Genomic DNA, 12,183 nt, shown 5'->3' on the forward strand with positions numbered 1-12,183 from the left:
AATCCCTTCAGGCTAACGCCTCAGGTCGTCTCGACCTTCTTTGCCTTGCTCGAGCCGATCATCTTCCAGTTCTTGTAGAACATGGAATTGATGCGCTCGACGGTGACCGAAACGATGGCCAGAAGTCCGGCGATGAAACCGGGGAACGGCGACGGGCGGATGATGTCCATGAACACGCAGTAGCGGCGCCCATCATACTCGTTGACCGAGCGGTGCAGCAGCGTGTCGTCGAAAATATAGAGCGGGTTGTCGTGCCAGTAATTCCTGGCGCCGTTGCATTCGACGAAAACCTCTGCCTTCACCGGCAAGAGATTGTAGAGGATGCGCAGGCTGAGCCGCAGCGGTCCGAAATGCCAGGAAGTCGATTCCTTGCCTCTGAAGACAGACACGGCAATGGTCTTGATGTATTTGAAATCCTTGTTGAATTCCGCAACATTGTCGATCCGGTGCTTGCCGTACCACTGATAGACATACATGCCGCGACGACCGGTGCCGAAATTGGCGTCGATATCGGCGATGATCTCGTCCTTGCGCGCCTTGAAGACGTCAAGAACCTCGTTGACCTCGCGCTGATAATCGGCAGGAAACTGCTCCAGCTTCCACACACCCGGGTTGCGGTAGCAAACGAGGTCCACCAGCAGATTGAAGGGCGACAGCAGCCAGGTGAAGATGCCATTGCCGAGGAAATAGCCGCGCAACAGCGACAGATCCTTGCTGGCGTTGCGCAGCACATCGATCAGGCCGCAGACGATCCAGATCGTGGTCAGGATCGGAATGAAATAGAAGCCGAGCGCGAGCAGCGGGACAGCAATCACAGCCTGGCGAAGCGTTTTGCGAAGGGATTTTGTCATTTCTGTTCGCGCGGCGCGCTGTCCCCGTTCCGAATTATCGCCCGTCCTGGCAGCCTCCCGGCCGAGTCATGCGACGTGATAGGGCTTTTTGTCATGCGGTACAATCACACTGCTGTGACTGGCGGGGACAGAATTTCAGTTCATCGCGGGCAGGCCGAGTTCGTCCCGTTTGTCCCGCGCACCTATTTTTCCCGCTCGCTGCGCAGCTTTGCCCAATAGTCCAGCCGTTTCTTGATATCGCGCTCGAAGCCGCGTTCGGGCGGATCATAAAAGGTCTGCCGGCCCATCTTTTCGGGGAAATAGTCCTGGCCGGAAAAAGCATCGGGCTGGTCGTGATCGTAGCGGTAGCCGGCGCCGTAATCCTCCTCTTTCATCAGCTTGGTCGGCGCGTTGAGGATGTGCTTGGGCGGCAGCAGCGAACCGAACTCCTTCGCCGCCCGCGTGGCTGCCTTGAAGGCTGTATAGACGGCGTTGGATTTGGGCGCGGTGGCGAGATAGACGGTGGCCTCGGCGAAGGCCAGTTCGCCTTCGGGCGAGCCGAGATAGTCGTAGGCGTCCTTGGCGGCGTTGGCGATAACCAGCGCCTGCGGGTCGGCCAGCCCGATATCCTCCATCGCCATGCGCACCAGCCGGCGGCCGAGATAGAGCGGATCCTCGCCGGCGTCGAACATGCGGGCAAGATAATAAAGCGCCGCGTCCGGGTCGGACCCACGCACCGATTTGTGCAGCGCCGAGATCAGATTGTAGTGACCGTCCTGGCCCTTGTCATAGATCGGCGCGCGGCGCTGGACGATGCGCTGCAGCCCTTCGGGATCGAAAACCTCGCCGGGTTTGGCGGCGCGCCAGACTTCCTCGGCCAGCGTCAGCGAGGCCCGGCCGTCGCCATCGCTCATGCGGATGAGCATCGCCCGCGCCTCGTCGTCGAGCGGCAGCGCCCTGCCCTCCGTCTCCTCCGCGCGCGTCATCAGCTTGGCAATGCTGTCCTCGCCCAGCGAATGAAACACCAGCACCCGCGCGCGCGACAGAAGCGCGGCGTTCAGCTCGAAGGACGGATTTTCGGTCGTGGCGCCAACCAGCACGACGGTGCCGTCCTCCATGACCGGGAGAAACGAATCCTGCTGGGCGCGGTTGAAGCGATGGATCTCGTCGACGAACAGCAGCGTCTGGCGGCCATTGGTGCGACGCAGCTTTGCCGCCTCGAACACTTTCTTCAAATCGGCAACGCCGGAAAACACCGCTGAGATCTGCTCGAAGGCAAGGCTGGTCTCGCCGGCCAGCAGCCGCGCCACCGTGGTCTTGCCGGTGCCGGGTGGCCCCCAGAAAATCATCGAGCCGAGCGAACCGGAGTTGATCAACCGCGTCAGCGCGCCGTCCGGCCCGGTCAAATGCTCCTGGCCGACAACCTCGCCGAGGTTTTTCGGACGCAGCCGATCGGCCAAAGGCCGGCCGGGCGGCGCTCTTTCCGGTTCATCGACGCTGAACAGATCGGCCATCTAGGTCTTCTGGTTGGAGCACGATCCTCAGAAATGGGAAGATCGCCTCAGTAACGCAACACCTGGCGCAGTATCTGCCCGCCGCGCTCGACGGTAAAGCGCCACCAGCGTGTATCCTGCTGGGCAAGCTGCGCCAGTGTCGCCGCCGTATCGACCGTCGTGCCGTTCACCTCGCGCACGATGTCGCCCGGCTGGAAGCCGAAATCGGCGGCCGGCGAATCGCGGTTGATGTCGACCACGGTTACCCCCTTGAGGTCGGTGCGCAGGCCGAGCCGCTGGGCGAGCCTGGGCGACAGTTCCGCGACCTTGGCGCCGGAGAACGGGCTGCGGCCATGCAGGGTCACTTCCGACGCCTTGGCGCCTTCCGGCGCGCGCTCCAGTGCAATCTCCATCGTCGCCTGCTGGCCCTTGCTCAGGATGGCGAAGGTCGCCTTGGTGCCGATCGACAGGGTCGCCATGCGGTAATCCAGCGCCTCGATGCCTTCGACCGTCGTGCCATTGAGCTGCAGCACGACATCGCCGGGCTTCAGCCCTGCCTTGGCCGCCGGTCCGGCTTCCTCAACCGACGACACCAGCGCGCCGGTCGGCTTCTCCATGCCAAGCGATTCAGCGATCTGCGGTGTGACCGCTTCGAACTCGGCGCCTATATAGGGCCGCTCGAAGAAATCGAGCCCGGCCTTGGCCGCGTCGGCGAAGGCGCGCACCATGTTGGCGGGGATGGCAAAGCCGATGCCGATCGAGCCGCCGCTGCGGCTGTAGATGGCGGTGTTGATGCCGACCAGCTGGCCGCCCATGTTGATCAGCGCGCCGCCGGAATTGCCGGGATTGATGGCGGCGTCGGTCTGGATGAAGTAGCCCGAATCCGAAACGCCGATATGGCTGCGGGCAAGCGCCGACACGATGCCGCTGGTGGTGGTCTGGCCGACGCCGAACGGATTGCCGATGGCCAGCACCAGGTCGCCGACCTCGAGCGCGTCGGAATCGCCGATGGCAATCACCGGGAACGGCTTGTCGGAGGTGATCTTGAGCACGGCGAGGTCAAGCGTCTCGTCCTTGAGCATGACCTTCGAGGTGAATTCGCGCCCGTCGGCGGTCGCGACCTTGACCTCGTCAGCATCCTTGATCACGTGGAAATTGGTGACGACGACGCCGCTCGGGTCAACCAGCACACCCGAGCCGAGCGAGGATTGCGCGCGCGGCTGTGCGCGGCCAAAAAATTCCTCGAAGAACGGGTCGCCGTCAAAGGGCGACGTGACCTTGGCCGTCTGTGAGGCATAGACATTGACCACCGCCGGCGCCGTCTGCTTGACCAGCGGCGCGAACGAAAGCTGCACCTCCTCGCGGCCGAACGGCACGCGTTTGTCGGGACCGGAGGTGCCGTTCTCGCCCTCGACGCCATGCAAGAGGTCGGTCAGCACATCGGAGAGCCCCGGATCGGCTGGCTTGGCGGCGTCCTCGGCCAGCGCCTGCCTGACTGTCGGCGCGGCTGCGAACGCCATTATGGCGAAGAGCAGAACAAGAGACAGTCGGTTGGCGCGCATTCGCGAATCCTCCAAGGCAAGTTCGGGGGCATTGTCCCGACGATTGTGCAAAATGAAAGGCTAAGCCGCTGAAATCCGATTATTCTGGGCAGCAAAGCAGCTATAGGTCGACTTGAAACTGAAAACCTTCGTCGGCCCTCATGAAAAAACAACTCCTGTCATTCCGTGACTTTTTGAAGACCGGCACTTTTGGGCCTGTTTTCCCTTCTCTGAAAATGATCGACATCGCCAGTATGCTAGGTCCGCCTGACGGCTGGATCACGGAACATGCAGAGACGATTCCGGTCTATTGGACTTTCGGAAAGCTCGAAATTTCCTTTGATGAAGAAGCACCTCATTGGATGAACTGGTTTCAGATCGAAGAAGCGGGCTATCTCGAAGGTGATTTTGAGGTTCTCACCGATCGCCTTGTGCTCTCATTGGATGGGTTCAGTGGAGAGACGACACCTTCGGAATTCTTGACTGCCGGCCTTTGGGCTCCAGAAGAGGCAGCGGTGTTCTACGCCGCCTTGAGCGACGAAATATTGCTGAACATCTGCGCGGGTCCCGTTCAGATTCATTTCCGAGTCGATACAGACTTCATCGAAGATGGGGACGCCCAAAAATACCTGACCAATTCCACCGTGTCGCGAGTGGTCAGCGATATAGATTCCCGCGCCACCCTCGACAGTATCTATTCCTATCCCCAACCGGCGTTCGAAGAGATTCCCGGCGCCTTCAATTGGAATCTGCTTAGCGGTCGCGACTACCTGATGCTTACTCGCTAAACGTAAGACACGCTAAACGTAGGACGCCGGCAACAAAAAGGGGCCCGAAGGCCCCTTGAAGTCATTCCTGAAAAACCGAGCCTTATGCGGCAGCGGCTTCCTCGTCGGTGCCTTCGGCCTCGATGCGGGCGCGGTCGCCGGCGCCCTTGGCCGAGGTGTCGCGATCGACGAACTCGATGACTGCCATGGCGGCATTGTCGCCGTGGCGGAAGCCGGCCTTCATGATGCGCAGATAGCCGCCATTGCGGGTGGCGTAGCGCGGCGCGATGGTGTCGAACAGACGCTTGACGACGCCTTCATTGCCGATCTGGGCAATGACCTGGCGGCGCGCATGCAGGTCGCCGCGCTTGCCGAGCGTCACCAGCTTCTCGACGATCGGACGCAAATCCTTCGCCTTCGGCAGGGTGGTGACGATCTGCTCATGCTCGAGCAGCGACACGGCGAGGTTGGCGAACATCGACTTGCGATGGCTAATGCTTCGGGCGAAGCGGCGGCCTTTAAAACCGTGGCGCATGGCTCTTTTCCTTCAGTTGCTCAAGAGGCCACGGCCTCTGATGGTTTTCCGCATGACCGTCGGATCGAGCGGCCCACGCCGCCGATCCTTGGACTTCATGCTCAATATTGGTCTTCGTAACGCTTGGCGAGGTCTTCGATGTTTTCCGGCGGCCAGTCCGGCACTTCCATGCCGAGGTGCAGGCCCATCGCCGCGAGCACTTCTTTGATCTCGTTCAGCGACTTGCGGCCGAAGTTCGGGGTGCGCAGCATCTCGGCTTCGGTCTTCTGGATGAGATCGCCGATGTAGACGATGTTGTCGTTCTTCAGGCAGTTGGCCGAACGCACCGAAAGCTCGAGCTCGTCCACCTTCTTGAGCAGCGCCGGGTTGAAGGCGAGCTCGGTGACGGCCTCGGTGGCGACTTCCTTCTGCGGCTCGTCGAAATTGACGAACAGGCCAAGCTGGTCCTGCAGGATGCGGGCAGCGAATGCCACCGCGTCCTCGCCCGAGATCGAACCGTCGGTCTCGATGGTCATGGTCAGCTTGTCATAGTCGAGAACCTGGCCCTCGCGGGTGTTCTCGACCTTGTAGGAGACCTTCTTGACCGGCGAATACAGGCTGTCGACCGGGATCAGGCCGATCGGCGCGTCTTCGGCGCGGTTGCGGTCTGCCGGCACGTAACCCTTGCCGGTGTCGACTGTGAATTCCATACGGATTTCAGCGCCCTCGTCCAGCGTGCAGATGACGTGGTCGGGGTTGAGGATCTCGACGTCGCCAACCGTCTGGATGTCGCCAGCCAGAACCGCACCCGGGCCCTGCTTGCGAACGACCATGCGCTTGGGACCATCGCCTTCCATGCGGATGGCGATTTCCTTGATGTTGAGGACGATGTCGGTCACGTCCTCACGCACGCCGGCAATCGACGAGAATTCATGCAGAACGCCGTCGATCTGCACGGCGGTGACAGCCGCACCGCGCAGCGAAGACAAAAGCACGCGGCGCAGCGCGTTGCCGAGCGTCAGGCCGAAGCCACGCTCGAGCGGCTCGGCGACCAGCGTGGTCAGCGTCTTCTTCTTCGACGAGAACTCGATCTTGTTCGGCTTGATCAGTTCCTGCCAATTTTTCTGGATCATGATGCTTTCCTTCCGTTGACCCGCCACCATCCAATCGTGGCGGGCGACCTGGAGTGCCGTGGAGGAGCGCCTTGAGGCGCTCACGCGGCGTTCGGTAATGTCTTAGACGCGGCGCTTCTTACGCGGGCGGCAGCCATTGTGCGGGATCGGCGTCACATCACGGATCGAAGTGATGGTGAAGCCGGCCGCCTGCAGGGCGCGAAGCGCCGATTCACGACCGGAGCCGGGTCCGCAGACCTCGACTTCGAGCATGCGCATGCCGTGTTCCTGGGCCTTCTTGGCGACGTCTTCGGCAGCCATCTGGGCGGCGAACGGGGTCGACTTGCGCGAACCCTTGAAGCCCTGGGCACCGGCCGACGACCAGGCAATGGAATTGCCCTGCGCGTCGGTGATGGTGATCATCGTGTTGTTGAAGGTCGAATTGACGTGGGCAACGCCCGACGAGATGTTCTTGCGTTCACGACGGCGAACACGAGCGGCTTCCTTGGCCATGATAGTCCTTTCAGTTGATCTCTACACCGCCGTAATGCCAGCGGCTCCACCTTTGAAAGCGAGTAGTGAGCAGGGACTAGCGAATAGGGACCCCTACTCGCTAATGGCTACTCGCTATCGCTCACTTACTTCTTCTTGCCGGCGATCGACTTGGCCGGGCCCTTGCGGGTGCGTGCATTGGTGTGCGTGCGCTGGCCGCGAACCGGCAGCGAACGGCGGTGACGCAGGCCGCGGTAGCAGCCGAGGTCCATGAGACGCTTGATGTTCATCGACACTTCGCGGCGCAGGTCGCCTTCGACCTGGTAGTCGCGGTCGATGGTCTCGCGGATCTGCAGCACTTCCGCGTCGGTCAGTTGGTTGACGCGGCGCTCGGCCGGGATGCCGACCTTGTCGACGATCTCCTGGGCGAACTTCTTGCCAATGCCGTGAATGTACTGAAGCGCAATGACGACGCGCTTGTTGGTCGGAATGTTGACGCCGGCTATACGAGCCATATTCTTCTCTTCTCCATGTGGGACCGGCCGGCCTTCAAAATAAGGCACGCGCGGCGCTGTTCAAATTACCCCGCGTCCGGTGGAGGCCGGCCCTTGCGGGAGTTCCCTAGTTTCAATGCGGCTGCCTTGCCCTTGCGGACAAGCAAGCCTCATGCCTGATAGGAAGACGGGCCGCCATAACCCAGCGAACCGTTCCAGTCAAGCGCAATCTTTACTTTACCGTAACGGTCTCCCGCGTCACCGCCGCGAGCAGCGCTTCAATCTCCGCCGTCACGGTGTCGACAGGAGCCATGCCGTCGACACTCCTAAGCGAGCGTTTGGCGTAATAATAGCCGATCAGCGGCGCCGTCTTCTTGTAATATTCCCGCAGGCGCTCTTCGAACACCACCGGATTGTCGTCCTTGCGCACCGGCTGTCCGGCGGCCTTGGCGTCGTCGGCGCGCTTGACGATGCGGCCGACCAACGCTTTGTCGTCGACGACGAACTCGATCACGGCATCGAGGCCAATGCCGCGCTCGGCGAGCATCGATTCAACCGCATCAGCCTGCACCAGCGTGCGCGGATATCCGTCGAGGATGAAACCGCTGGTGCAATCGGGTTGGTCGATGCGCTCGGCCACGATCGCGTTGACAATGGCGTCGGAAACCAGCTCGCCGGCATCCATCACCGCCTTGGCGCGCTTGCCGACTTCAGTGCCGGCCTGTACGGCGGCCCGCAGCATGTCGCCCGTCGACAGCTGCGGTATGCCGTATTTTTCTACCAGTCTTTGTGCTTGCGTCCCCTTGCCCGCTCCTGGCGGCCCAAGCAATATCAATCTCATCTGGCCTTCTTCCCCCCGCGCAGCTTCGACTTCTTGATCAGGCCCTCATACTGGTGCGCGATCAGGTGACCCTGGATCTGCGCCACCGTATCGAGGGTTACACTGACCACGATCAGAAGCGATGTGCCACCGAGGTAGAATGGTACGCCAGTTGCCGAAATCAGGAACTCGGGCAGCAGGCACACCAGCACCAGATAGATGGCGCCGACGACGGTGATGCGCGTCAGGACATAGTCGATGTAATCGGCGGTGCGCTCACCCGGACGGTAGCCCGGAATGAAGCCGGAATGCTTCTTGAGCTGGTCGGCGGTGTCCTTCGGATTGAACACGATGGCCGTGTAGAAGAAGGCGAAGAACACGATCATTGCCGCATAGAACAGCATGTAGAGCGGCTGGCCGTGGCCGAGCGAAGCGAGCACGGTGCTTGCCCAGGCCGGCAGGTTTGTCGTCTGCGAGAAGCCAGCGACCGTTGCCGGCAGCAAAAGCAGCGACGACGCGAAGATCGGCGGAATGACGCCCGACGTGTTGAGCTTCAGCGGCAGATGCGAGGTATCGCCCTGGAACATGCGGTTGCCGACCTGGCGCTTCGGATACTGGATCAGCAGGCGGCGCTGCGCGCGCTCGAAGAACACGATCAGCGCGATGACGATTATGGCCAGCACGATGATCGCGAGTATCAGCCCGGTCGATAGAGCGCCGGTGCGGCCGAGCTCCAGCGTGCCGGAGATGGCGCGCGGCAGGCCGGCGACGATGCCGGAGAAGATGATCAGCGAAATGCCGTTGCCGATGCCGCGGGCGGTGATCTGCTCGCCCAGCCACATCAGGAACATGGTGCCGCCAACCAGCGTGACGACGGTCGAGATGCGGAAGAACATGCCGGGATCGTTGACGATGCCGTTGCCGCCTTCCAGGCCCACCGAAATGCCGTAGGCCTGCACCAGCGCCAGGAGTACCGTGCCGTAGCGCGTGTACTGGTTGATGACCTTGCGGCCCTGCTCGCCTTCCTTTTTCAGCGCCTCCAGCGACGGAATGACCGAGGTCATCAGCTGCATGATGATGGAGGCTGAGATGTAAGGCATGATGCCGAGCGCGAAGATCGCCATGCGCTGCACGGCGCCGCCGGCGAACATGTTGAACATGCCGAGCACGCCCTTGGCCTGCGAAGAGAAGGCCTGCGCGAATGCATCCGGATTGATGCCGGGCAGCGGGATATAGGTGCCGAGGCGATAGACGAGCAGCGCGCCGACGGTGAACCAGATTCGCTTCTTCAGGTCCTCCGCCTTGGCGAAAGCCGCAAAATTCAGATTCGAGGCTAGTTGTTCAGCAGCCGAAGCCATGCCTGATTCTCCGCTAGAGCATGATGCCGAAAAGTGTGAAGCGGTTTTCGGACAACGTCATGCGCTACTTCTTTGATTTGTATGTCACGCTCGATGCCCGCAGCTCAGGCGGCGCGTGGCACCGAAGCTCACGAGATAAGCTCCGGGCTCTAAACATGCAAGCGGCCGCGTTGACGCGGCCGCCTAATTGATCGGATCAAAGCGCAATCGTGAACAAAAACGGATACCGTTCCTGCCGGCCGCACTTCAAATTGCCGTTACTCCGCTGCCGCTTCCGGCAGCTTGACCGAACCGCCGGCCTTTTCGATCTTCTCGATCGCGGCCTTGGAGGCGCCGGCGACGTCGAAGACAAGCTTTGCCTTGAGCTCGCCGTCCGAGAGGATGCGCACGCCGTCCTTGACGCGGCGAATAACGCCGGCGGCAACGAGTGCCTCGGCCGTCACGGTCGCCTTGGCGTCAAGCTTCTTGGCATCGAGCGCGGTCTGGATACGAGCCAGCGAAACGACGACAAAGCTCTTGGCGAAGATGTTATTGAAGCCACGCTTCGGCAGGCGCCGATAGAGCGGCATCTGGCCGCCCTCGAAGCCGTTGATGGCAACGCCGGAGCGCGCCTTCTGGCCCTTGACGCCGCGACCGCCGGTCTTGCCCGAGCCGGAGCCGATGCCACGGCCGAGACGCTTCTTGGAGTGCGTCGCGCCGTCCTTGTCACGCAGATCGTTGAGTTTCATCTGGGTTCTCCTGCGCTTTTGCTCAGCCCTCGTCCACGACGCGGACGAGATGCTGGACGGCAGCGATCATGCCGCGCACCGAGGGAGTGTCCTCCAGCGTGCGCTGCTTGTGCATCTTGTTGAGGCCGAGGCCGACCAGCGTTGCGCGCTGTTCCTTCGGGCGGCGGATCGGCGAACCGATCTGCTCAACGGTGATGGTCTTGGTTGCTTTCTTGGCCATGGTCAAAATCCCTGGTCAGATCGACTATTCTTCAGCCGCAACGGCGGTGCCGCGGCGGGCCTGAAGGGTCGAATATTTGATGCCGCGCGCAGCAGCCACATCCTTGGGATGCATCTGGCTCTTCAGCGCGTCGAACGTGGCGCGAACCATGTTGTAGGGGTTCGACGAACCCATCGACTTGGCGACCACGTCGTGCATGCCGAGCGTCTCGAAGACAGCGCGCATCGGGCCGCCGGCGATGATGCCGGTACCCTGCTTGGCAGCGCGCAGCAGCACGCGTCCGGCACCCCAGCGTCCTTCGACGTCGTGGTGCAGCGTGCGGCCCGAGCGCAGCGGCACGAAAATCATGTCGCGCTTGGCCGACTCGGTTGCCTTGCGGATCGCTTCCGGCACTTCGCGCGCCTTGCCGTGACCGAAGCCGACGCGGCCCTTCTGGTCGCCGACGACGACGAGTGCTGCAAAACCGAAGCGACGGCCGCCCTTGACGACCTTGGCGACACGGTTGATGTGGACGAGCTTGTCCACCATGCCGTCATCGCGTTCTTCACGATCGCGGCCGCGGCCGCCATCCCTACGTTCCTGTGCCATATCCTGTTCCTTGTTTTTTTCCGGAAGCACGGTTGCTGATAAGATCCGGTGCGCCTCTTTGGGTCACCGGGGGCGAATTATTTTTCCTTGCATGATCTTGTCCGAAAAGTCTGCAACTTTTTGCTGCGCTGACCTTCGGTTCGGGATCAGGCAATTAGAAGCTCAGACCGCCTTCACGGGCAGCCTCGGCCAGCGCCTTGACGCGGCCGTGATAGATATAGGCGCCGCGGTCGAAGACGACTTCCTTGACGCCGGCCTTCGAAGCACGCTCGGCGATCAGCTTGCCAACAGCGGCTGCTGCCTCGGTGTCAGCGCCGGTCTTGAGCGAACCCTTGAGGTCCTTCTCGAGTGTCGATGCAGCCGCGATGGTATGGCCCTTCGCGTCGTCGATGACCTGCACGTAGATGTTCTTCGACGTGCGGTGAACCGAGAGACGCGGACGTTCGCCGGCGACCTTCTTGATCTGGCGGCGGACGCGCTGCGCGCGGCGCTGGATGGATTCCTTGGTAGCCATGATAATCTTCCTTGCCTTCAAAAAACGGGGGCCGCCATGTGCGGTAGGCGAAAGCGCCTCCCGCGACCGCTCCCCGCGGCGTTGCACTTCTTTGGCTTGGCCTTTTCCGAAAAGTCTGCAACTTTTCGGGACCAAGCCTACTACTTCTTCTTGCCTTCCTTGCGGACGATCTTCTCGCCGGCATAGCGGACACCCTTGCCCTTGTAGGGCTCGGGACCGCGATACTCGCGAATCTCGGCGGCAACCTGGCCGACCTGCTGCTTGTCGATGCCGGTCACGGTGATTTCCGTCGGCTTCGGCACAGTGATCGTGATGCCGGCCGGCGTCTCGTAAACGACGTCGTGGCTGAAGCCAAGCGCCAGCTGCAGGTTCTTGCCCTGAAGTGCCGCGCGATAGCCGACGCCGGTGATCTCGAGCTTCTTCTCGAAACCGTCCTTGACGCCCTGCAGGATGTTGACGATCTGCGTGCGCGACATGCCCCACTTGGAGCGGGCGGTCTTGGTCTGGTCGCGCGGCTGGACAGCGATTTCGCTGCCTTCCATCTTGACCAGCACTTCGTCGTTCACCACGAACTTCAGCTCGCCCTTGGGGCCCTTCGCCGTCACGGTCTGGCCGTTGACGGTCGCGGTCACGCCCTGCGGCAGCGAAACGGGTTTCTTTCCAATACGAGACATTTGGTTGTCCTCGTCACTTCTCTTGTTTCAGGTCTGCC

Annotated in this window: 15 protein-coding genes; 1 reads left to right on the forward strand and 14 read right to left on the reverse strand. The window is 61.6% G+C overall.

From position 1 onward, the window contains the following. Positions 1-20: 20 nt before the first annotated feature. From NKK52_RS10755 to NKK52_RS10765, 3 genes are all read right to left on the reverse strand, one after another. On the reverse strand, positions 21-851 hold the full coding sequence (locus NKK52_RS10755; RefSeq protein WP_023682594.1) for an aspartyl/asparaginyl beta-hydroxylase domain-containing protein: 831 nt from the start codon (positions 849-851) through the stop codon (positions 21-23). Between the two features lie 182 nt (positions 852-1,033). Beyond that, a complete protein-coding gene (locus NKK52_RS10760; protein WP_023682595.1) occupies positions 1,034-2,344 on the reverse strand; it encodes a replication-associated recombination protein A in 1,311 nt (436 codons plus the stop codon). A gap of 47 nt (positions 2,345-2,391) precedes the next feature. Further along, positions 2,392-3,885, reverse strand: coding sequence for a DegQ family serine endoprotease (locus NKK52_RS10765; protein WP_023682596.1), 1,494 nt, complete (start codon positions 3,883-3,885; stop codon positions 2,392-2,394). A 140-nt stretch (positions 3,886-4,025) separates the two neighbouring features. Here NKK52_RS10765 and NKK52_RS10770 point away from each other — a divergent pair, with 140 nt between their 5' ends. Next, positions 4,026-4,652 carry a hypothetical protein gene (locus NKK52_RS10770; protein ID WP_023832214.1) on the forward strand — a complete coding sequence of 209 codons (627 nt, stop codon included), beginning with the start codon at positions 4,026-4,028 and terminating at the stop codon, positions 4,650-4,652. Positions 4,653-4,734: 82 nt separating this feature from the next. Here NKK52_RS10770 and rplQ read toward each other — a convergent pair whose 3' ends face one another. The 11 genes from rplQ to rplF form a co-directional block, all read right to left on the reverse strand. After that, on the reverse strand, positions 4,735-5,166 hold the full coding sequence (gene rplQ, locus NKK52_RS10775; RefSeq protein ID WP_023682598.1) for a 50S ribosomal protein L17: 432 nt from the start codon (positions 5,164-5,166) through the stop codon (positions 4,735-4,737). Between the two features lie 101 nt (positions 5,167-5,267). After that, on the reverse strand, positions 5,268-6,278 hold the full coding sequence (locus NKK52_RS10780) for a DNA-directed RNA polymerase subunit alpha (protein ID WP_023682599.1): 1,011 nt from the start codon (positions 6,276-6,278) through the stop codon (positions 5,268-5,270). 102 nt (positions 6,279-6,380) lie between these two features. After that, positions 6,381-6,770 (reverse strand): 30S ribosomal protein S11, encoded by a 390-nt coding sequence (rpsK, locus tag NKK52_RS10785; protein ID WP_006205444.1) that lies wholly within the window; start codon positions 6,768-6,770, stop codon positions 6,381-6,383. Positions 6,771-6,895: 125 nt separating this feature from the next. Beyond that, the gene (rpsM, locus tag NKK52_RS10790) at positions 6,896-7,264 is read right to left on the reverse strand and encodes a 30S ribosomal protein S13 (protein WP_006205445.1); all 369 of its coding nucleotides are present in this window, start codon (positions 7,262-7,264) and stop codon (positions 6,896-6,898) included. Positions 7,265-7,475: 211 nt separating this feature from the next. Further along, positions 7,476-8,084, reverse strand: coding sequence for an adenylate kinase (locus NKK52_RS10795; protein WP_023682600.1), 609 nt, complete (start codon positions 8,082-8,084; stop codon positions 7,476-7,478). Next, positions 8,081-9,421, reverse strand: a complete 1,341-nt coding sequence (gene secY, locus NKK52_RS10800; protein WP_023672761.1) for a preprotein translocase subunit SecY — start codon at positions 9,419-9,421, stop codon at positions 8,081-8,083. The genes NKK52_RS10795 and secY overlap by 4 nt, the downstream gene beginning before the upstream one ends. 257 nt (positions 9,422-9,678) lie before the next feature. Then, complete coding sequence (gene rplO, locus NKK52_RS10805; protein ID WP_023682601.1) at positions 9,679-10,149, reverse strand: 50S ribosomal protein L15; 471 nt, start codon at positions 10,147-10,149, stop codon at positions 9,679-9,681. Between the two features lie 22 nt (positions 10,150-10,171). After that, entirely contained in the window at positions 10,172-10,369 is a 198-nt protein-coding gene (gene rpmD, locus NKK52_RS10810; protein WP_006205449.1) for a 50S ribosomal protein L30, read from the reverse strand. Positions 10,370-10,393: 24 nt separating this feature from the next. Next, positions 10,394-10,957 carry a 30S ribosomal protein S5 gene (rpsE, locus tag NKK52_RS10815; protein ID WP_006333394.1) on the reverse strand — a complete coding sequence of 188 codons (564 nt, stop codon included), beginning with the start codon at positions 10,955-10,957 and terminating at the stop codon, positions 10,394-10,396. 154 nt (positions 10,958-11,111) lie between these two features. Next, on the reverse strand, positions 11,112-11,471 hold the full coding sequence (gene rplR, locus NKK52_RS10820; RefSeq protein WP_023682602.1) for a 50S ribosomal protein L18: 360 nt from the start codon (positions 11,469-11,471) through the stop codon (positions 11,112-11,114). A gap of 140 nt (positions 11,472-11,611) precedes the next feature. Further along, positions 11,612-12,145: a 50S ribosomal protein L6 gene (gene rplF / locus NKK52_RS10825; protein WP_023682603.1), complete on the reverse strand. Its 534-nt coding sequence runs from the start codon at positions 12,143-12,145 to the stop codon at positions 11,612-11,614. Positions 12,146-12,183 lie beyond the last annotated feature (38 nt).

It is taken from the genome of Mesorhizobium sp. C277A (assembly GCF_040324395.1).
In the GTDB taxonomy this organism is placed as follows: Bacteria; Pseudomonadota; Alphaproteobacteria; order Rhizobiales; family Rhizobiaceae; genus Mesorhizobium.

Coding starts and splice junctions, on each gene's coding strand:
- rpsE (WP_006333394.1), bottom strand. CDS start 10,957: ATGGCACAGGAACGTAGGGATGGCGGCCGCGGCCGCGATCGTGAAGAA.
- NKK52_RS10755 (WP_023682594.1), bottom strand. CDS start 851: ATGACAAAATCCCTTCGCAAAACGCTTCGCCAGGCTGTGATTGCTGTC.
- NKK52_RS10770 (WP_023832214.1), top strand. CDS start 4,026: ATGAAAAAACAACTCCTGTCATTCCGTGACTTTTTGAAGACCGGCACT.
- rpsM (WP_006205445.1), bottom strand. CDS start 7,264: ATGGCTCGTATAGCCGGCGTCAACATTCCGACCAACAAGCGCGTCGTC.
- secY (WP_023672761.1), bottom strand. CDS start 9,421: ATGGCTTCGGCTGCTGAACAACTAGCCTCGAATCTGAATTTTGCGGCT.
- NKK52_RS10780 (WP_023682599.1), bottom strand. CDS start 6,278: ATGATCCAGAAAAATTGGCAGGAACTGATCAAGCCGAACAAGATCGAG.
- NKK52_RS10760 (WP_023682595.1), bottom strand. CDS start 2,344: ATGGCCGATCTGTTCAGCGTCGATGAACCGGAAAGAGCGCCGCCCGGC.
- rpmD (WP_006205449.1), bottom strand. CDS start 10,369: ATGGCCAAGAAAGCAACCAAGACCATCACCGTTGAGCAGATCGGTTCG.
- rplO (WP_023682601.1), bottom strand. CDS start 10,149: ATGAAACTCAACGATCTGCGTGACAAGGACGGCGCGACGCACTCCAAG.
- rplR (WP_023682602.1), bottom strand. CDS start 11,471: ATGGCTACCAAGGAATCCATCCAGCGCCGCGCGCAGCGCGTCCGCCGC.
- rpsK (WP_006205444.1), bottom strand. CDS start 6,770: ATGGCCAAGGAAGCCGCTCGTGTTCGCCGTCGTGAACGCAAGAACATC.
- NKK52_RS10765 (WP_023682596.1), bottom strand. CDS start 3,885: ATGCGCGCCAACCGACTGTCTCTTGTTCTGCTCTTCGCCATAATGGCG.
- NKK52_RS10795 (WP_023682600.1), bottom strand. CDS start 8,084: ATGAGATTGATATTGCTTGGGCCGCCAGGAGCGGGCAAGGGGACGCAA.
- rplF (WP_023682603.1), bottom strand. CDS start 12,145: ATGTCTCGTATTGGAAAGAAACCCGTTTCGCTGCCGCAGGGCGTGACC.
- rplQ (WP_023682598.1), bottom strand. CDS start 5,166: ATGCGCCACGGTTTTAAAGGCCGCCGCTTCGCCCGAAGCATTAGCCAT.